Source organism: Streptomyces sp. cf386, assembly GCF_900103585.1.
In the GTDB taxonomy this organism is placed as follows: domain Bacteria; phylum Actinomycetota; class Actinomycetes; order Streptomycetales; family Streptomycetaceae; genus Streptomyces.
This window is the reverse complement of record NZ_FNHV01000002.1, coordinates 602,805-622,169: the sequence shown is the minus strand read 5'-3', so window position 1 is coordinate 622,169 and position 19,365 is coordinate 602,805. Positions and strand designations below refer to the sequence as shown.

Annotated in this window: 14 protein-coding genes; 2 read left to right on the top strand and 12 right to left on the bottom strand. The window is 71.4% G+C overall.

Annotation, left to right across the window (positions count from 1 at the left end):
- Window positions 1-50: 50 nt before the first annotated feature.
- The 3 genes from BLU79_RS07115 to BLU79_RS07105 form a co-directional block, all read right to left on the bottom strand.
- Window positions 51-758, bottom strand: coding sequence for a helix-turn-helix transcriptional regulator (locus BLU79_RS07115; protein WP_093904733.1), 708 nt, complete (start codon window positions 756-758; stop codon window positions 51-53).
- A 252-nt stretch (window positions 759-1,010) separates the two neighbouring features.
- A complete protein-coding gene (locus tag BLU79_RS07110; RefSeq protein WP_093904732.1) occupies window positions 1,011-2,642 on the bottom strand; it encodes an outer membrane protein assembly factor BamB family protein in 1,632 nt (543 codons plus the stop codon).
- Window positions 2,643-2,778: 136 nt separating this feature from the next.
- Complete coding sequence (locus tag BLU79_RS07105) at window positions 2,779-4,587, bottom strand: ABC-F family ATP-binding cassette domain-containing protein (RefSeq protein ID WP_093904731.1); 1,809 nt, start codon at window positions 4,585-4,587, stop codon at window positions 2,779-2,781.
- 280 nt (window positions 4,588-4,867) lie between these two features.
- Between BLU79_RS07105 and BLU79_RS07100 the strand changes: the two genes are divergently transcribed.
- Window positions 4,868-6,466: a S8 family peptidase gene (locus tag BLU79_RS07100; protein ID WP_093904730.1), complete on the top strand. Its 1,599-nt coding sequence runs from the start codon at window positions 4,868-4,870 to the stop codon at window positions 6,464-6,466.
- Window positions 6,467-6,534: 68 nt separating this feature from the next.
- Here the strand turns inward: BLU79_RS07100 and BLU79_RS07095 are convergent, their stop codons facing one another.
- The 9 genes from BLU79_RS07095 to rsmI form a co-directional block, all read right to left on the bottom strand.
- A complete protein-coding gene (locus BLU79_RS07095) occupies window positions 6,535-7,656 on the bottom strand; it encodes a peptidoglycan recognition protein family protein (protein WP_371131828.1) in 1,122 nt (373 codons plus the stop codon).
- 166 nt (window positions 7,657-7,822) lie between these two features.
- Window positions 7,823-9,817: a sensor histidine kinase gene (locus BLU79_RS07090; protein ID WP_093904729.1), complete on the bottom strand. Its 1,995-nt coding sequence runs from the start codon at window positions 9,815-9,817 to the stop codon at window positions 7,823-7,825.
- A gap of 181 nt (window positions 9,818-9,998) precedes the next feature.
- Window positions 9,999-10,778 (bottom strand): MHYT domain-containing protein, encoded by a 780-nt coding sequence (locus BLU79_RS07085; RefSeq protein ID WP_093904728.1) that lies wholly within the window; start codon window positions 10,776-10,778, stop codon window positions 9,999-10,001.
- A gap of 203 nt (window positions 10,779-10,981) precedes the next feature.
- A complete protein-coding gene (locus BLU79_RS07080; RefSeq protein WP_093904727.1) occupies window positions 10,982-11,890 on the bottom strand; it encodes a 4-(cytidine 5'-diphospho)-2-C-methyl-D-erythritol kinase in 909 nt (302 codons plus the stop codon).
- Window positions 11,891-12,778, bottom strand: a complete 888-nt coding sequence (rsmA, locus tag BLU79_RS07075) for a 16S rRNA (adenine(1518)-N(6)/adenine(1519)-N(6))-dimethyltransferase RsmA (protein ID WP_093904726.1) — start codon at window positions 12,776-12,778, stop codon at window positions 11,891-11,893.
- A 107-nt stretch (window positions 12,779-12,885) separates the two neighbouring features.
- Entirely contained in the window at window positions 12,886-14,319 is a 1,434-nt protein-coding gene (locus BLU79_RS07070) for a resuscitation-promoting factor (RefSeq protein WP_093904725.1), read from the bottom strand.
- 142 nt (window positions 14,320-14,461) lie between these two features.
- On the bottom strand, window positions 14,462-15,343 hold the full coding sequence (locus tag BLU79_RS07065) for a TatD family hydrolase (protein WP_093904724.1): 882 nt from the start codon (window positions 15,341-15,343) through the stop codon (window positions 14,462-14,464).
- A 70-nt stretch (window positions 15,344-15,413) separates the two neighbouring features.
- Window positions 15,414-15,821 (bottom strand): hypothetical protein, encoded by a 408-nt coding sequence (locus tag BLU79_RS07060; RefSeq protein WP_093904723.1) that lies wholly within the window; start codon window positions 15,819-15,821, stop codon window positions 15,414-15,416.
- Between the two features lie 191 nt (window positions 15,822-16,012).
- A complete protein-coding gene (gene rsmI / locus BLU79_RS07055) occupies window positions 16,013-16,861 on the bottom strand; it encodes a 16S rRNA (cytidine(1402)-2'-O)-methyltransferase (RefSeq protein ID WP_177000900.1) in 849 nt (282 codons plus the stop codon).
- Window positions 16,862-16,923: 62 nt separating this feature from the next.
- On the opposite strand from rsmI, the gene BLU79_RS07050 reads away from it, so the two are divergent.
- Window positions 16,924-18,675 (top strand): dolichyl-phosphate-mannose--protein mannosyltransferase, encoded by a 1,752-nt coding sequence (locus BLU79_RS07050; protein ID WP_093904721.1) that lies wholly within the window; start codon window positions 16,924-16,926, stop codon window positions 18,673-18,675.
- Window positions 18,676-19,365: the final 690 nt, after the last annotated feature.

Genomic DNA, 19,365 nt, shown 5'->3' with positions numbered 1-19,365 from the left:
TGACCGGCTGGCCGAGCAAGGCCCAACAGCCCCTGAGTGAACCGGAGTTCTCAGGACTCCGGCCCCACCGCCGTCTCCGGGGACGAGTGCGGCACGGGCCCCGCCCGGTCCAGCAACCCCGTCCGCGCCGCCAACGCCGCCGCCTCCAGCCTCGAACCGACCCCCAGCTTCATCAGCACCCGCTGGACATGGGTCCGAGCGGTGGACGGCGCGATGCCCATGCCGGCCGCGATCAGCCGGGTGTCCTCGCCGTCGGCGACCCTGACCAGGACCTCGACCTCCCTGGGGGTGAGCATCTGCAGCAGCCTCTGCCCCTCGTCGTCCGGTTGGGCGGCCGGGTTGAGGAGCTCACTGAACGCGCCCTGGAGCAACTGCGGTGCCACCGCCGCCTCTCCCGAGCGCGCTTTCATGATCGCCCGCTCGACACCCTCTATGCGCTCGTCGTGCCGTACATAACCGGAGGCGCCCGCCGCGAAGGCCGCCGCTATGCCGCGCGGGCTCGGTACCGGGCCCAGCACGAGAACCGCCACCTGCGGGCGCTCCCGCTTGATCTTCACCACCGGGTCGAATATGCCCGGTTCCGCCGGTGTCGCCGTCCCCAGCAGGCACACCTCCGGCGCCCGTGTGATCACCAGCTCCGCCGCCCCCGCGGCGGGCGCCGCGGCGGCCAGCACACGGTGTCCTCGCAGTTTCAGTGCCGAGGCCAGCGCCTCGGCGAGCAATCGGTGGTCGTCGACCACCATGAGCCGCACTCCCATCGAGCAACCCCCCAGTCCCCCCAATGGATCTCCATCAATACCCAGGACGGGCCAGGCCAGTCCGGATACCCCACTCTGGATGCCCACTGGTCCGCGCGGGCAGAAGCCCCCTCCCGGCTCCCCCGCCTTTCATGCCCCCGGAAGCTACACGCTTGTTCGACGTTGCGCTCCCCCTACCGGTGAGAAGTGCCCCGGAACGGCGGAATTTCTGGCTTTCCGCGCATTCGAGGACGACGGGCAGCACGCCCCTCATCAGTCACCCGCGCCGAACGCGATCACCAGGTACCTCCGCTCGCCCGGGCGGGCCGACCCGGCCGCGGACGTCGCCGAGATGTACAGATGCCCCTGCGTGTAGAGGTACTCGGCGCTCTCCGGAAGCAGGCCGGCCTCGGCGTCCCGCACGGCCTGCGTGGCCGGGTTCTGGAGCAGCAGGGTCTGCTCGAACGTGCGGCCGTCGATGCTGACGACCTGCCCGCCCCGGGCGGCGTCCGTCGACCGCTTGTAGGCGAGGAGATTGCAGTCGTCCATCCGCAGCGGCGCGATCACATGGCCGTCCCCCGCGACCGCACGCTGCCCGGTCCGCCTGCCGGTGGTCAGGTCGAAGGCGACGATCTCGTTGGTCTGGCCGGAATCGGCGCTGCCCGCCCGCGCCTTCGTCGGCAGGTACAGCCGGTCCTTGCCGACCGCCACCTGTGAGCACTGCTCGATCCTGCTGATGACGTCGCACACCGCCGCGTACTGCTCGCTCGGCGCCGAGATCCGCGTACGCAGCCTGCCGGTCCTGTTGTCGAGGGAGAAGTAGTCCGAAACGCCGCTGCCGTCACCCCCGCCCGCGCTGACGTCCGCCGCGACGACCAGCGGGTCGGTCGACACGATGCCGACGTGTTCGATGCCGTCGGCCATCCGGTACGCCGAGATCACCTGCCCGGACTGCGGGTCGATGGTCTGGATGTGTAGTTGGAGCCCACCCTGCGAACGGCACTTGCGCAGCGCCACCAGCTTGGGACCGCCGCCGTATCCGGCGTCGTGGCAGGTGTCGTTGGCCTTCGGTGTCCAGAGCGAAGCGCCGGAGGTGACGTCGAACGCGGCGCCACCGCCGGCACCCCCGACGGCGACCGTGCGCCCGCTGATGGTGATGTTGTCGAACCGGATCAGTGCTTTGCCGCGCGGGACGGAGCCGGTCCACAGCTTCCGGCCGGCGTCGAGGTCGATGGCCGAGACCTGGGTGCAGCCGTGCGTCGGCTTCGCCTTGGTCGGCATCGCGGGCTCGTGGACGATCGCCGTCAGGTCGTCCTTGGTGGTGTGGCCGGTGACCGTGCACACCGGGCCGGGCAGCGGGATCGTCCACAGCTTGGTGCCCTTGTCCGGGTCGTAGCCGACGATCTCGGCGACGCCGGTCTTGACGTACGCCTTCCCGGTCAGCCATGAGCCGGGCACGGCGCCGCTGCCGGCGTCCACGGCCTTGGGCGACGGGATCTGGAAGAGGACCTTGGAGGCGGTCCGGGCGGGCACCTTCTCGCTGCCCTGGGACGTCGTACCGTCGCCTCCCTCGACCTGGCCGCCGGTGCCGCCGTCGGCACCGGCCGTGGCGTCCTTGGCGCCCCCGTCACCGGAGTTGGCGTACAGGACACCGCCGCCGATGATCAGCGCGATCGCCACGACCGCCGCGACGACGACGGCCGACCAGCCCTTGGCCCTGCGCCCGCCGCCACCGGGCCCGGCGGGCGGGGTGGGCGGGGGCGGGGCGCCGTAGCCGGCGTTCCAGTCGTACGGATCCTGCAGCAGGCCGTACGGGCCGGGGGGCTGAGGCGGTACGGGCGGCCGGGGAGGCCGTGGCGGCGTGGGGGGCGCGCCGTAGCCACCCGGTTGCGGTGGCTGGGTCATACACGGCTCTCCCCTCGCGCACTGATGTGGTGCCGCCGCTGCGCGGTCGCGTTCTCGCCACACCCGCAGCTTTCAGGCTGTTCTCCGGCGGACCTTTTTATCACCCGTCACCGGCGGCGCACCGGGCCCGGAGGGACTACGCGTCCTCGGCGAGCTCCAGCCAGCGCAGCTCCAGTTCGTCCCGCTGACCGGCCAGGTCGCGCAGTTCGGCGTCGAGTTCGGCGACCTTCCCGAAGTCGGTGGCGTGCTCGGCGATCTGGGCGTGCAGCTTGGTCTCCCGCTCGGAGAGCTTGTCGAGCTGCCGCTCGATCTTCTGCAGCTCCTTCTTGGCGGCGCGCAGATCGGCGGCGCTCTTCTCCGGTACGGCCTTGCCGGCGGCCGGGGCGGGGGCCGCGGCGGCGACCTGGGCCTCCATGCGGTGGCGGCGCTCCAGGTACTCGTCGATGCCGCGCGGGAGCATCCGCAGGGTGGCGTCGCCGAGCAGGGCGAAGACGCGGTCCGTGGTCCGCTCGACGAAGAACCGGTCGTGGGAGATGACGATCATCGAGCCGGGCCAGCCGTCGAGGAGGTCCTCCAGCTGGGTGAGGGTCTCGATGTCGAGGTCGTTGGTGGGCTCGTCGAGGAAGAGGACGTTGGGCTCGTCCATGAGCAATCGCAGCAGCTGGAGGCGGCGGCGCTCACCACCCGACAGGTCCCCGACGGGCGTCCACTGCTTCTCCTTGCTGAAGCCGAACGTCTCGCACAGCTGCCCGGCGGTCATCTCGCGCCCCTTGCCGAGGTCGACGCGCTCGCGGACCTGCTGTACGGCTTCCAGGACCCGCGTGGCCGGGTTCAGCTCGGCGACCTCCTGGGACAGATAAGCGAGCTTGACGGTCTTGCCGACGGCGATCCGCCCGCCGGCCGGCTGCGTCTCGCCCTCGGTGCGCGCCGCCTGTTCCATGGCGCGCAGCAGCGACGTCTTCCCGGCGCCGTTGACCCCGACGAGGCCGATGCGGTCGCCGGGCCCGAGCTGCCAGGTCACGTGCTTGAGCAGCAGCTTGGGACCGGCCTGGACGGTCACGTCCTCCAGGTCGAAGACCGTCTTGCCGAGCCGGGACGAGGCGAACTTCATCAGCTCGCTGGTGTCCCGGGGCGGCGGTACGTCCTTGATGAGCTCGTTGGCCGCCTCGACCCGGAAGCGCGGCTTGGACGTGCGCGCGGGGGCACCGCGGCGCAGCCAGGCCAGCTCCTTGCGGACGAGGTTCTGCCGCTTGACCTCCTCGGTCGCGGCGATGCGCTCGCGCTCGGCGCGGGCGAAGACGTAGTCGGAGTAGCCGCCCTCGTACTCGAAGACGTCGCCCTTCTGCACGTCCCACATGCGCGTGCAGACCTGGTCGAGGAACCAGCGGTCGTGGGTGACGCACACGAGCGCCGAGCGGCGTTCGCGCAGGTGCTGGGCCAGCCAGGAGATGCCCTCGACGTCGAGGTGGTTGGTGGGCTCGTCGAGGACGATCAGGTCCTGGTCCTCGATGAGCAGCTTGGCGAGCGCGATCCGCCGCCGCTCACCGCCGGAGAGCGGGGCGATGACGGTGTCGAGGCCCTGCGGGAAGCCGGGCAGGTCGAGCCCGCCGAACAGTCCGGTGAGCACATCGCGGATCTTGGCGTTGCCGGCCCATTCGTGGTCGGCCATGTCCCGGATGACCTCGTGCCGGACGGTCGCCTCGGGGTCGAGCGAGTCGTGCTGGGTGAGCACGCCGAGGCGCAGCCCGCCGGAGTGGGTGACCCGGCCGGTGTCGGCCTCCTCCACCTTGGCCAGCATGCGGATCAAGGTCGTCTTGCCGTCGCCGTTGCGGCCCACGACGCCGATGCGATCGCCCTCGGAGACGCCGAGCGAGACACCGTCGAGCAGGGCACGGGTGCCGTACACCTTGCTGACGTTCTCGACATTGACCAGATTGACGGCCATTTATCTCCTGCCCAGGGGCTGTGGCTACATGCGGCTCCGCCGCGTGGGATCAGCCTCCCAGCGTAGTCGTGCGCACCGACAGCTCCTCGCCCCGCGTCCGCCCGGCCCCTGCACCCGCTCCGAGCTCGCACCGAACACGCCCCGTACCCGCCCCCTTACCCGGACGTAGGGATTCCCCTAATTGACGTGGCCACCTCAAGAACGTCACCGTATCCGCACAGGACAGGCCACCCCCCACCGCCCCGTCCGCGCACGTCTCCCGAGAAGGGGTTCCACCCCCATGTCGTTCGTGCAGCACGCCCCCATGTCCCGCCGCAGACGCGCCGGCCTCGCCGCGCTCGTCTCGGCAGCGGCCCTGTTCGCCGTGGGCGCCGCCACCACCGCCCCCGCCTCGGCCGCCCCCGCCGAGGGCGTCGTCCAGGGCGCCGACGCCCCCGGCGTCATCAAGGACAGCTACATCGTCACCCTCAAGGACAACGCCGGCTTCCCCGCCGCCTCCGCCAAGGGCAAGGCGCTCGCGAACCGGTACGGCGCCGAGGTCGAGCGCACGTACAAGAGCGCGCTCAACGGCTACGCGACCGAGATGAGCGAGGCCGAGGCCAAGCGGCTGGCCGCCGACCCGGCCGTCGAGCGGGTCGTCCAGAACAAGACGGTCCACATCAACGGCACCCAGACCAACCCGACCTGGGGCCTGGACCGCATCGACCAGGCCGACCTGCCGCTGTCCTCGTCGTACACCTACCCGGACAGCGCGGGCAGCGGTGTGACGGCGTACATCATCGACACCGGCGTCCGCATCACCCACAGCGACTTCGGCGGCCGGGCCTCCTACGGCTACGACGCCGTGGACGGCGACTCCACCGCCCAGGACGGCAACGGGCACGGCACGCACGTGGCGGGCACCGTCGCGGGATCGACGTACGGCGTCGCCAAGGACGCGGACATCGTCGCCGTGCGGGTCCTCGACGACGACGGTTCCGGCACGACCGACGGCGTGGTCGCGGGCATCGACTGGGTGACCGAGAACGCACAGTTCCCGGCCGTCGCCAACATGTCGCTGGGCGGCGACGCCGACTCGGTGCTCGACGAGGCGGTCGAGAACTCCATCGCGGCCGGCATCACCTACGCGGTCGCGGCGGGCAACGACAACACCAACGCCTCCTCCAACTCCCCGGCCCGCGTCTCGGCCGCGCTCACCGTGGGCGCCTCGACCAGCGCCGACGCACGGTCGTCGTTCTCCAACTACGGCTCCGTACTGGACCTGTTCGCGCCCGGATCGAGCATCACGTCGGCGTCCAACGCCTCCGACTCCGGCACCGCGACCTACTCGGGTACGTCGATGGCGTCCCCGCACGTCGCCGGCGCCGCGGCCGTCTACCTCGGCGAGAACCCGAGCGCCTCGCCCTCAGCGGTCGCCTCGGCGCTGACCTCGGCGGCGTCGTCCGGCACGCTGACCAGCGTCGGCACCGGCAGCCCCAACCTGCTGCTCCAGGTCACCCCGGCCGGGGACGACGACGGCGGCGACACGGGCAGCAGCTTCGAGTCGGCCACCGACGTCTCCATCCCGGACGCGGGCTCGGCCGTCTACTCGCCGGTCACCGTCAGCGGCCTCACCGGCAGCGCGCCCAGCGACCTCTCGGTGTACGTCAACATCGTCCACACCTACCGCGGCGACCTGGTGATCGACCTGGTCGCGCCGGACGGCTCGACCTACCGCCTGAAGAGCAGCAGCTCCTCCGACTCGACGGACAACGTCGACGCCACGTACACGGTGGACGCGTCCAGCGAGACGACCGTCAACGGCACCTGGCAGCTGAAGGTCCAGGACGTCTACAGCGCGGACACGGGCTACATCAACAGCTGGAAGCTGACCTTCTGACCAAGGGTCCGCAGAGCACTGCGCCCCGGGGAGCGGATCCCCGGGGCGCATCGCCGTGTTCGCTCGGGTCAGCGGCGGGCGGCCGCCGCGCGGACCTCGGCGAGGAGGTCGTACATGACCTGGCCGGGGCACTCGGTGGCGAAGTAGTCGCGGTGACCGCCGACCACGTTCGTGTCCTTCTTCGTGCCGTTGACGGGGTTGGTGTACGTGACCTTCGCCTGCGGGTCCAGGCCCTTGAACCGGGAGATCACCTTGATCAGCCGGATCAGGGAGGCCTTGGCGGCCTCGGTGGGGCCCTGCGCGTCGAGGTTGCCGATCAGGGCTATGCCGAGGGCGCCGGAGTTGTAGCCCACGGAGTGGAAGCCGGTGACGAGGTCGCCGTCCGGGTTGAAGGCGGGGATGCCGTCGTCGCCGGAGTAGCGGCCCTCGTAGACGTTGCCGGCCTCGTCGATGAGGAAGTGGTAGCCGATGTCGCCCCAGTCGTTGGTGATCGCGTGGTACTCGTAGATCGCGCGCACCGTCGCGGCCGGGTCGGGGTCGGCGTTCGGCGTCGCCGTGTGGTGGACCGTGATGATCTGCAGCGGGTAGTACGTCTCGGGCGAGTTGACCGAGCCGTCCGCCTTGAACCGCTTGGACTCGTCGGCGCCCCAGGCCGGCCGCGAGAGGTAACGCACGCCACGCACGCGCGTGGGCTCGCTCGGCACCTTGAAGGTGCGGTCGGGGCCGTCGGTGGTGTCGATCGCCAGCGAGTGCACGCCGTCGAGGTCGGTCGGGGCCTTCACCTCGTACGCGGTGGCGTTCTGGGCGGCGACCAGGGCCGTGCCGCCGTCCTCGACGGTCGCGCAGCCGCTCGCGAGGGTCTGCCAGTTGCCGTCCGCGAGGCGGATGGCGGCGCCCTCCTTCGCACCGGACCAGCGCACACCGACGTAGGAGGCGGCGAAGGCGGTGGTGGCCTCGCCGGTGCCGGTGGCGGCCTCGGTGCGGGTGGCGGGGAACTTCTCCGCCGTCGTACCGGAATCGCCGGAGCCGGCGGCCGAGTTGTCCGTTTCGCCGGAGTCGGTCGCCGCGAACACCATCGGCGTCACCGCGGCACCGGCGGCCACCGCACCACCGGCGGCGATCACGCCGCGCCGGGAGAGCGAGCGCTTTCTACGGTGGGACGGCTGGGCGGGGGTGGGGGTTTCGGACACGGGGAAGTACGCCTTCCAGAAGTGCAGATGACAGCGTCGAGCGGGGGGGGAGCCCGACGCTTGAAACGTCAAGCGACCCTAGCCTCCCCACCCGCCCCACGCGTACTCCGATCGCAGTACATTCGTGTGAAGATCGGGCAAAGAAGCCCTACTTGTGAGTACGGCGTCAGGCTCCGGCCCCGTCCACCCGCTGCTGCGGGATCAGCGCCGACGCCGGGGCCAGACCGCGCCCGTGCACCGCTTCCTCGCCCACCGGCATGTCGTCACGCAGCAGGCCCTCGGGGACCAGGAGGGCGGCCGTGACCCCGCCGTTCGGCGACGCCCGCAGCTCGACGCGCAGCCCCTGCCGCTCGCGCAGCCGGTTCACCACGAACAGGCCGATCTGCTTGGCGTCGAGGAGGTCGACCTTCTCGGACTGGATCTTGCGGTTGGCCTCGGCGAGGGCCTCCTCGTTCATGCCGAAACCGCTGTCCTCGACCTCGACGAGGAGCCCCTCCCGCATCCGGGCCGCGCGCAGCTGCACCTGGGTGCTCGGCGGGGAGAACGCCGTGGCGTTCTCGACCAGTTCGGCGAGGAGATGGATGACGTCGGCGACCGAGCCGCCCACCAGCGACACCCTCGGCACCGCCCAGATCTGCACCCGCTGCCCGCTCTCGATCTCGGCGACGGCCGCACGCAGCACGTCCGCCAGCGGAATCGGGTCGCGCCAGCCACGGCCCGGCGCGATGCCGGACAGGATCAGCAGGCTCTCGGAGTGCCGGCGCATCCGGGTCGCCAGGTAGTCGACGCGGTACAGGTCCTGCAGCTCCGCCGGGTCCTGCCGGCGCCGCTGCATCCCCTCCAGCAGGTCCAGCTGACGGTGCAGCAGCACCTGGCTGCGGCGCGCCAGGCTGACGTACACCCCGGAGATCCCGCTCAGCAGCTCGGCCCGCTCGCTCGCGGCCTTCAGCGCCGCGCGCTGCACCGCGGTGAGCGCCGTGCCGACCTGGGCCAGTTCGTCGCCGACCAGGCGTCGCATGGGCGCCTCGGCGTCGATGTCGACGCCCTGACCGGCATGCAGCTTGCGCATGGCCTGCGGGAGGCGGCGGCCGGCCACCTCCAGGGCGTCGTTGCGCAGGTCGAGCAGCTCGACGATGAGCCCGCGCCCGACCAGCACGGAGACCAGCAGCGACAGCAGCACACCGACCAGGCCGAGCACCACCGCCACGCCCGAGGCGCCGAGGGTGTCCCAGCCGAACGGGTCGGCCTGCGCGGTGGCCCCCGTACCGGCCCCCGTCTCGGCCTCGGTCAGCCCCGCCAGCACACCGGACGCCGCCGTGTCCCAGCCCCCGAGCGCCGTGCCCGTCACGGCCGCCGCACCGGGACCGGCAGCGCGCACCCGGTTCTCAACGGCCTGCACGCGCGCGTACTCGTCGCCGTTCAGGACCTCCTCGTACGCCGTCCGGTGCCCGGCCTTCAGGTCGGCGACCGCGGACTTCAGCAGCTCGCGCCGGGTGGCGACGGCGCCCACGAACAGCGCGTACTCACCCCGGCTCAGCGTCCCGCGCGCGTCGGCGGCGCCCAGGAGCGCCTGCTCGCGGGCCAGCGCCTCCCGCGCGCGGGCGAGTTCGAGCACCACGCGCGCCTCCGAGGCGGCGTCGGTGCCACGGTCGTCGGTGAGCGCGCCGGTGACGGCGAAGGCGTGCTCGACGATCGCCGAGTAGGCGGTGTACGCGGCCGAGGGCGCCGCCGCCTTCTTCGCGGTGGCCTCGGTACGCAGCCGCGCCAGGCTTCCGGCGTCGCTCTCCAGCCGCTCGATGCGCCCGGGCAGGCTCGCGTCGAGGAGGGCGGCGTCCGAGCTGGAGGCGTTGATGCCGTTCAGCAGGGCGGTGGCGGCCTTGTCCGTGGCCTTCCGGGCCTCGGTGAAGTCCTCGGGGGCGGTCGCGTACCGCATAGCGGCGGCCCGCTCGGCCTGCAGCGCGGTGACGAAGTCGCCGACGGGGGCGAGGAGTTCGGAGTTGACGTCCTTGGCACGCTCGGAGTCGCCGATACCGGCCACGGTCGTCACAGCGGCGAAGCCCCACAGCGCCATGAGGGACACGATGGGCAGCATCAGCAGGGAGACGATCTTCGCCCGGACGGATCTGGGGCGCAGTCGGGCGGAGGTGCGGGGAAGGCGCATGGGAGGGAGACCTCGTTCAGGGGGGAACGTATCTGCGGCGGGCTTAGGCCGATCGGTGTTCCGAAGGGGCAAGCGAGTCGAGCCAATCCACTGCGGTTCGACAACGCCGTAAGGGGCGCGGGGAACTGCGCGACCAGCCACGACGGGTCCGCAGACGGGCGACAACCGACAGCGGCAGGACCTACGCCGTCGTCAGCTCAACCTCGCGGAGCAACTCCGCCGCAGCGGCGGACTCGTGCCGCTTACCCGTCGGCGACAGCGCAACGTACGCCGCGGCCAGGAACAGGAACGACCCGAGCAGCACCGCCAACGGAAAGATGAACTCCGTGGCGGTGGCCCCCGGCAACTCCGCGCTGCTGGGCGCGAGGGAGATGCTCACGGCGTACATCGCGGTGTAGTGCATGCTGCTCACCGCGAGCCCCATGACCAGCGCGGCGACGGCGGCCAGCACGGATCCGCGCACCACCAGCGTGAGCGTCAGCGCGGCGGTGGCGGCGACGACGGCGATCGCGACGGAGGCGATGACGAGCATCGGGTCGTAGTCGACCTCGCCGTGCAGGTTGAGCGCGGCCATGCCGGTGTAGTGCATGGCGGCGACGCCGAGGCCGGTGCCGAGTCCGCCGAGCACGACCGACATCACGCGCGAGCGGCCGTATCCGGCGGTGAAGACGCCGGCCGCGACCACGGCGACGGCCATCAGCAGGCTCAGGACGGTGATCGGGACGTCGAAGCGGATCGGGGTGCCGTCGACGCTGAAGCCCATCATGGCGACGAAGTGCATGGTCCAGATGCCGGAGCCGATGGCGAGGGAGGCGAGCAGCAGCCAGTTCCGCTTGGAGGCGCCGTCCGCCTCAAGTGCCCTGACGGTGCAGCGCAGTCCGAGGGCCGAGCCGACGCAGGCCATCGCGTAGGAGAGGACGGGAGTGACCCATCCGGCGCTGAAGTGGTCCATGTGCCCCATGGGGACTCCTCAGAGGTACCACCGGTAACGGAGGACCGGGGAGGGCCGATCATGCCAGCCGATTCCATGACGCAGAGTGGCGTGAAAGGGACCATGAAGGGTGATGTCGAACAATCAACTACCGTGAACTAGCTAACACTTGCCCCGCATATCTATGCAGATCTGGGAGTTGCATTGCCCCTGGTGGAGATACTGTGGGGGTTTTATGCAGACAGTACGGTGGCACCCGGAACGGGCCCCGACGCCGTACGCACCGCCCGACAAGTGCCCGACAACCGTAGGGTTTCGGCCACCTTCTCCGCGGACTCGGGATCACGGGCGAGGAACGCCGTGGTCGGTCCCGAGCCGGAGACGAGTGCCGCGAGCGCGCCCGCGCCACGGCCTGCGGCGAGCGTGTCGGCGAGCTCCGGGAAGAGGGAGAGCGCGGCGGGCTGGAGGTCGTTGGAGACGGCCGCGGCGAGCGCGTCGGGGTCGCCCTTCGCGAGGGCGTCCAGCAGCGGCCGGGAGGCGACGGGCTCGGGGATGTCCGTGCCCTCGGCGAGCCGGTCGAACTCCCGGAAGACGGCGGGCGTGGACAGCCCCCGGCCGGCCATCGCGAACACCCAGTGGAAGGCACCGCCCACGTCGAGCGTACGGAGCTGCTCGCCCCGCCCAGTGCCGAGCGCGGCGCCCCCGACCAGGCTGAACGGCACGTCACTGCCCAACTCGGCGCAGATGTCGAGGAGTTCCGCACGGGAGGCCCGGGTGCCCCACAGCGCGTCGCACGCGAGCAGCGCCCCCGCACCGTCCGCACTGCCGCCCGCCATGCCGCCGGCGACCGGGATGTCCTTGGCGATGTGCAGATGCACGTCGGGCGTACGCCCGTAGTGCGCGGCGAGCGCCTCGGCCGCGCGGGCGGCGAGGTTCGTACGGTCGAGGGGCACCTGATCGGCGTCCGGGCCGTCACAGGTGACGCGCAGGCCGTCGGGCGAGGGGGTCACGGTGACCTCGTCGTACAGGCCGACGGCGAGGAAGACGTTGGCCAGGTCGTGAAAGCCGTCGGGGCGGGCGGCGCCGACCGCGAGCTGGACGTTGACCTTGGCGGGGACCCGGACGGTGACGCTCGCGCTCACTTACTCGGACTCCTTGTGCTGGGCGGCGGCTGCCTTGTGCTCCGCGATGCGGGCGAACTCCTCGACCGTCAGCGCCTCTCCGCGGGCCTGCGGGGAGACGCCCGCCGCGACGAGGGCCGTCTCGGCGGCAGCCGCCGAACCCGCCCAGCCGGCGAGTGCGGCGCGCAGTGTCTTGCGGCGCTGGGCGAAGGCGGCGTCGATGACGGCGAAGACCTCGCGCCTGGAGGCGGTGGTCTTGAGCGGCTCGGTGCGGCGGGTCAGGGCGACCAGGCCGCTGTCGACGTTCGGGGCGGGCCAGAAGACGTTGCGCCCGATGGCGCCGGCCCGCTTGACCTCGGCGTACCAGTTGGCCTTCACGGACGGCACGCCGTACACCTTGGAACCGGGCGCGGCGGCCAGGCGGTCCGCGACCTCCGACTGCACCATGACGAGGGTGCGTTCGATGCTCGGGAAGGCTTCGAGCATGTGGAGGAGGACCGGGACGGCCACGTTGTAGGGGAGGTTGGCGACCAGCGCGGTGGGCGGCGGGCCCGGCAGCTCCGCGACATGCATCGCGTCGGAGTGCACCAGCGCGAAACGGTCGGCGCGCTCCGGCATGCGGGCCGCGATGGTGGCGGGAAGCGCGCCGGCCAGTACGTCGTCGATCTCCACGGCGGTGACGCGGTCGGCCACCTCCAGCAGGGCGAGCGTGAGGGAGCCGAGCCCCGGTCCCACCTCGACCACCACGTCGTCGGGGCGGACATCCGCAGTGCGGACGATACGGCGGACCGTGTTCGCGTCGATCACGAAGTTCTGGCCGCGCTGCTTGGTGGGGCGCACACCGAGGGCTGCCGCCAGCTCACGGATGTCGGCGGGGCCAAGGAGGGCGTCGGGGGTGGGGCTACTCACCCGACAAGGGTACGGGGGTCAGGGACGGGGCCTGTCCAGCCGGGCTCGGGCGGGCGTCGCCCGACCGGACCGGCGGCACGAAGGGCACGCAGGCCCGCGGCCGGACCTCACCCCTGCAACCGTCCCCCGCAATGCGGCCAGGGACTCGCCCCCTGCCGCACATACAGCTTCTTCGCCCGAGCCGTCTGCTCCGCCGCCGGTGCGTCCTGCGGCCGTCCCGTCCCTCCGAGGCTCCGCCAGGTCTCGGTGTCGAACTGGTACAGCCCGCCGTACGTCCCCGACGAGTCCACCGCGTCCGGCCGCCCGCCGGATTCGCACGCCGCGAGCCCCTGCCAGTTCAGCCGGTCCGCACCGCGCACGGACGTCGGCAGCGGCTTCGTCCCCACCTTCACGATCTGCGTCTGAGGCTCCCGCACCACCTCGGACCGGATCCGCCGTGGCTTCTGCCGGACGCCGTTGACCATCCGGAGCGAGTACGTGATCCGCCTCAGCCCCGGCACCCCCGCCCGCTCGACGACCTCCGTGCCCTTGAAGACCGCGGGATCCTCGACCCGCTCCACGGCGAAGTCGATCGCCTCGTCGCGGATCTCCTTCCTGCCGGTGATCCTGAGGACCGTGACCGCCTGCCCGTCGCGCGGGAAGGTGTCGAGCGGGACGGACGTGGTGTCCTGCCCGCGCAGCGTGATGCCGGCCTGCTCCACGACCTCGCCGACGGTCGCCGCGTTGGTGCGGATGGTGCGCGCCAGCCCGTCCGCCATGATCGTCACCGTGCGCTCGGTACGGACGTCCAGCGCGAGCCCCTCGCGCCCGATGCGCCGGGAGCGCGACGTCGACAGATACGCCCCCTCCGCACGCACCCCCAGCTGCCTGAGCGCCGCCTCCACCGTGTGCGCCGTCGTCCACACCTGGCGCCGCTGACCGTCGAGCGTGAGCCGCACGGGCCGCCCGTAGCGCACCGCGACCTCGTCACCGCTGGCGAGCGGCTCGTCGGGAGCGGGCGCCACCACATCGTGCGCGCCCACGTCCACGCCCTCCTCGCTGAGCAGTTCGGTGACGTCGTCCGCGAAGGTGTGCAGGGTGCGCGGCTTGCCGTCGACCCTCAGCTCGATCGCCTTGTCCTTGGCGACGAAGGCCGACGTCCCGCCCGCGAGGAACGCGACGACCAGCGCCTGCGGTACGAGCCGGCGCATGGACCCGTCCCCCCGCTCTGCGGTCCGCGCCCGGCGCCGATGCGCGGCCCGCCGACCACGCCCCGGGCGCACAACCGGCTCGGGCTCCGGCTCGGGGGCCTCATAGGCGGGTTCGTACGTGTCCTCGTTCGCCTCGTACGCGTCGTACGCCTCGTACGCCCCGTGCATCCCGTGCATCTCGTACGCGGGACGGTAACTGTCCGTACGCATCCCGTACGGACCATGGGCCCCCTGCACCCCCTGGACCCCGTACGCCAGCGTCTGGGCGCTGTACGGGTCGAAGCCGCCGTACGCCCGCGGCTCATGGCCGGCCGGGCTCGGGCCATACGTCTCGAACTGCGCGTTGCTCACGAGGACACGCTCCAGCGGAGGACTCCGGATCGGGCCACCAGAACCTAGCGGAGGGGTGGTGACTCTCCAAAGCGACTCGACTACGCACAGTCGCGAGGGGACCCGGCGTAAATCCGTACGAGCGTTGCCCGGCCGTGATCGGTCAGTAACCGAAGGCGCGTGCCGTGTTCGAGCCGAGGGCCGCCGCCAGCGCGTCCTCCTCGATGCCCCGAACGGCGGCCATGGCACGCACCGTGATCGGAATGAGATACGGCGCGTTGGGCCGTCCGCGGTACGGGGCCGGGGTGAGGAAGGGCGCGTCGGTCTCCACGAGGAGCAGCTCCAGCGGGGCCACGGCCACCGCGTCCCGCAGGTTCTGGGCGTTCTTGAAGGTGACGTTGCCGGCGAAGGACATGAAGTAGCCGGCGCCGGCGCACACCTCCGCCATCTCGGCGTCCCCGGAGTAGCAGTGGAAGACGGTGCGCTCGGGCGCGCCCTCCTCCTTGAGCACCCGCAGCACGTCCGCGTGCGCCTCGCGGTCATGGATGACCAGGGCCTTGCCGTGCCGCTTGGCGATCTCGATGTGGGCGCGGAAGGACGCCTCCTGCGCCTCCTTGCCCTCGGGCCCGGTGCGGAAGTAGTCGAGGCCGGTCTCGCCGACGCCCTTCACCTGAGGGAGTGCGGCGAGGCGGTCGATCTCCGCGAGCGCCTCGTCGAGCGCCGGCGCACCTCCGGGCTCGCGCGCCCCCTGCCGTGACCAGCCGTCGGGGTCCCCGTGCACGATGCGCGGAGCCTCGTTCGGGTGCAGGGCCACGGTGGCGTGCACGGCGTCGTACCGCGCCGCCGTCTCGGCCGCCCACTGCGAGCCGCGTACGTCACAGCCCACCTGCACGACCGTCGTCACCCCGACCGACGCCGCCTTCGCCAGGCCCTCCTCCACCGTGCCGGACTGCATGTCGAGGTGGGTGTGGGAGTCGGCGACCGGCACCCGGAGCGGTTCCGGGAGGGGCGGGGCGGCGTGCTTGTCGGCGGCGTTCGAAGGCATGCCCCGATCCTACGAAAGGGACATGCCCTCGCCGTCGGCGCGGCCTCCCGGCCGGCGCCCGCCTCTCGCCTCAGCTCGCCTTGCGGTGGAAGACGTGCAGGAGATCGGACAGATGCCAGTGGTGCTCCGCCTTCGCCGCGTCCGCCGAGGGGTCCGCCGTGGCGGAGTCCGACTGCCGGGGTACCGCGCGGGGGCGGTGCAGGGAGTTCTGCACGGAGGACACCTGGCCGGGCCGCATGATGCGCACGACGTGGCCGTCGCAGTTCTGGCACGTGGGCCGGCTCAGCGGCGACGGCACGACCTGGCCGTTCGCGACGTACATCACGAACTCGCGGCCGTCACCGTCTATGTGGTGCTCTATCTCGTACGACTGCTCCCAGCCGTGCCCGCAGCGCATGCAGGCGAACGAATACGACTCGTGGACGACGGCGGTCGCGGCGCTGCGAAGGCCCGTGGTCTGCTGTGCGATCTCACTCATGCCAGCTCCTGTGGTCCGCTGGGTGGGACGGGTCGCGTCCCACAACCCAGTGGACTCCCCCGCATGAGCGAACGCACGCCATCTGTCCAGTGTTGGCGTCGACTTGGAGGTTCCTTGCCGAAAGGCCCGGGTCCCTTTACCCCCGCATGGGGCGCACGCTCAGCCGAGATACGCCCTGCTCACACGGCGTTTCACGCCCCCGCGTTCTTGGCGGCCACCACAGCGTCGAAAACCTCCCGCTTCGGCACTCCGGCCTCCGTGGCCACCGCCGCGATGGCCTCCTTGCGCCGCTCCCCCGCCTCTTCACGGACGCGAACACGCCGCACGAGCTCCGCGGCGTCGACCTCCTCGGCGCCCTTCTCCGGAGCCCCCTCGACCACGACGGTGATCTCGCCGCGCACGCCCTCGGCGGCCCACGCCGCCAGCTCCCCCAGCCCGCCGCGCTTGACCTCCTCGTACGTCTTGGTCAGCTCCCGGCACACGGCGGCCCGCCGCTCGGCGCCGAACACCTCGGCCATCGCGGCGAGCGTGTCGTCGAGCCGGTGCGGTGCCTCGAAGTAGACGAGCGTGCGCCGCTCCTCGGCCACCTCCCGCAGCCGCCCCAGCCGCTCCCCCGCCTTGCGCGGCAGGAACCCCTCGAAGCAGAACCGGTCGACGGGCAGCCCGGACAGGGCGAGCGCGGTGAGCACGGCGGACGGCCCCGGTACGGCGGTGACGCGGATGTCCTTCTCCACGGCCGCCGCGACCAGCCGGTACCCGGGGTCGGACACGGACGGCATCCCCGCGTCGGTCACCAGCAGCACCCGCGAGCCCTCCAAGAGGGCCTCGACCAGCTCGGGCGTCCGGGCCGACTCGTTGCCCTCGAAGTACGACACGACCCGCCCGGCCGGCTGCACGCCCAGCGCCTGGGTGAGGCGCCGCAGCCGCCGGGTGTCCTCGGCGGCGACCACGTCCGCGCCGGCCAGCTCCTCGGCGAGCCGGGGCGGGGCGTCCTTGACGTCGCCGATGGGAGTGCCTGCCAAAACAAGGGTTCCTGTCACGTTTCCATCCTCCCAGGGCGCATCCACGGGACTCCCACAGACCTGTTCCCTACGATGGCGCGGTGACCAGTACAGCGTCGTCCATGGACTCCACGGACACCCGGCAGGCCCAGGAACCGCACGAGCAGCGACCGTCGTGGCGGCAGCGGCTGCGCCGATTCGGCTACACGGCGGCGGCCGGAGGCGACGTACGCGACCGGCTGGTGCCGCCGTATGTGCAGCCCAGCCCGCGGATGTGGGAGTTCCTCGGCGTCTCGCGCCCGCTCGCCGAGCGGATGGTGCGCTGGTCGGCCTGGGGCGGTCCGCTGCTGGTCGCGCTGCTGGCCGGGGTGCTGCGGTTCTGGAACCTGGGCAGCCCCAGGAAGGTGATATTCGACGAGACGTACTACGCCAAGGACGCGTGGGCGATCGTCCACCGCGGCTTCGAGGTCGGCTGGGACAAGAACGCCAACGACCTGATCCTGTCGACCAACGGCGCCGTGCCCATCCCCACGGACGCGGCCTACGTCGTACATCCGCCGGTCGGCAAGTACGTCATCGGGCTCGGCGAGCTGATGTTCGGGTTCAACCCGTTCGGCTGGCGCTTCATGACGGCGCTGCTGGGCACGCTCGCCGTGCTGATGCTGTGCCGCATCGGCCGCCGTATCTTCCGCTCCACGTTCCTCGGCTGCCTCGCGGGCACGCTGATGGCGGTGGACGGACTGGCCTTCGTGATGGCGCGCACCTCGCTGCTCGACGGCGTGCTGATGTTCTTCGTGCTGGCGGCGTTCGGCTGCCTGGTCATCGACCGCGACCGGGCACGCGCGAGACTCGCCGCCGCGCTACCGGTCGACGCGGACGGCCGGGTCCGCCCCGACGCCCACCTCGCCCAGACCCTGAGCCTCGGCTGGCGCCCGTACCGCTGGCTGGCCGGCCTGATGCTGGGCCTGGCCATCGGCACCAAGTGGAACGGCCTGTACTTCCTGGTCGCGTTCGGCCTGATGACGGTCCTCTGGGACGTCGGCGCCCGCAAGGTCGCCGGTGCTCATGCCCCGTACACGGCGGTCGTCAAGCACGACCTGGGCCTGGCCTTCCTGGCGACGGTCCCGGTGGCGATCGTCACGTACATCGTGTCGTGGACGGGCTGGATCCTCTCCCCGACCGACGGCAGCGGCGGCTACTACCGCGACTGGGCGACCGCGAACGGCCGCAGCAGCGACTGGTCCTGGCTGTTCCCCGACTGGTGGCTCAGCCTGTGGCACTACGAGCACCAGGTGTACGAGTTCCACGTCGGCCTGTCGTCCCCGCACACCTACCAGTCCAACCCGTGGAGCTGGATCGTCGACGGCCGCCCCGTGTCGTACTTCTACGAGTCCCCGCTCCCCGGCAAGGACGGCTGCCCCGTCGACGCGGGCGAGAAGTGCGCCCGCGAGGTCCTGGCCATCGGCACCCCCCTCCTGTGGTGGGTGGCCGCCTTCGCGATCCTGTACATCCTGTGGCGCTGGGCCTTCCGCCGCGACTGGCGGGCCGGCGCGATCGCCTGCGGCGTGGTGGCGGGCTACCTCCCCTGGTTCCTCTACCAGGAACGCACGATCTTCTTCTTCTACGCCATCGTCTTCCTCCCCTTCCTCTGCCTGGCCGTAGCCATGCTCCTCGGCGCGATCATCGGCCCACCGGGCTCCAGCGACACCCGGCGGGTGGCGGGAGCGACGGGCGCCGGTGTGCTGGTGCTGCTGATCGCGTGGAACTTCATCTATTTCTGGCCGATCCACACGGGCACGGCGATCCCGGTGGACGACTGGCGGTCGCGGATGTGGCTGGATACGTGGGTCTAGCTGTTGGCCGTCAGTGGCTGTCGGACAACGCCGCTCGCATCGTCGTTCGGCTATCGCCTGGAGCCGCAAGATCGATGGGGGTGACGCTGCTCCCGGGGCTGCCCTCCGTACCCGGAGCACACAACCTGCTCTCGCCTGCGCGCAGTCTGTTTCGTGGTGATCACTGCCGCGACGCCGCTGAGGAGGCCGCCGACACCTGACACACCGGAGATCACAACAGGCCAGACATTGAACGGGGGCAGTGCGCTCTCATCCTGGGGCGACGCACCCGAATCAACGTCCCCGCCCCTACCCGCATCCGGGCCCCCGTCCGCGCCCCCACCAGTGCCCTCGTCGGGCTCGCCCTGATCCTCTGATGGTGCGCTCTCATCAGTGGCGCTGGTGGGAGTGGTGATGGCGGTGCGACCGTCGGAAACCCAGACGCAGAGGGAGGCCACGCAGATCGCGAACGAAACGATGGCAATGATCAGCCACGGCTTTGAGGCACGAACGACAATTGGTTCAGGACGGCTCAGCATCTGGCGTACTCCGAATCTCAGTGGGTGCCACACCACAAACGTGTGAACGCATGCCTCAATTGCGCCTCAGCGGTCGATGCACGTCACGGCACTGAAATTCGGGGCTTGACAAAGGAGGCAGCCGGCTCGGCGGGCGACTGGGTCCAGCCTGCGTAACAGGAGGCGGCGATGA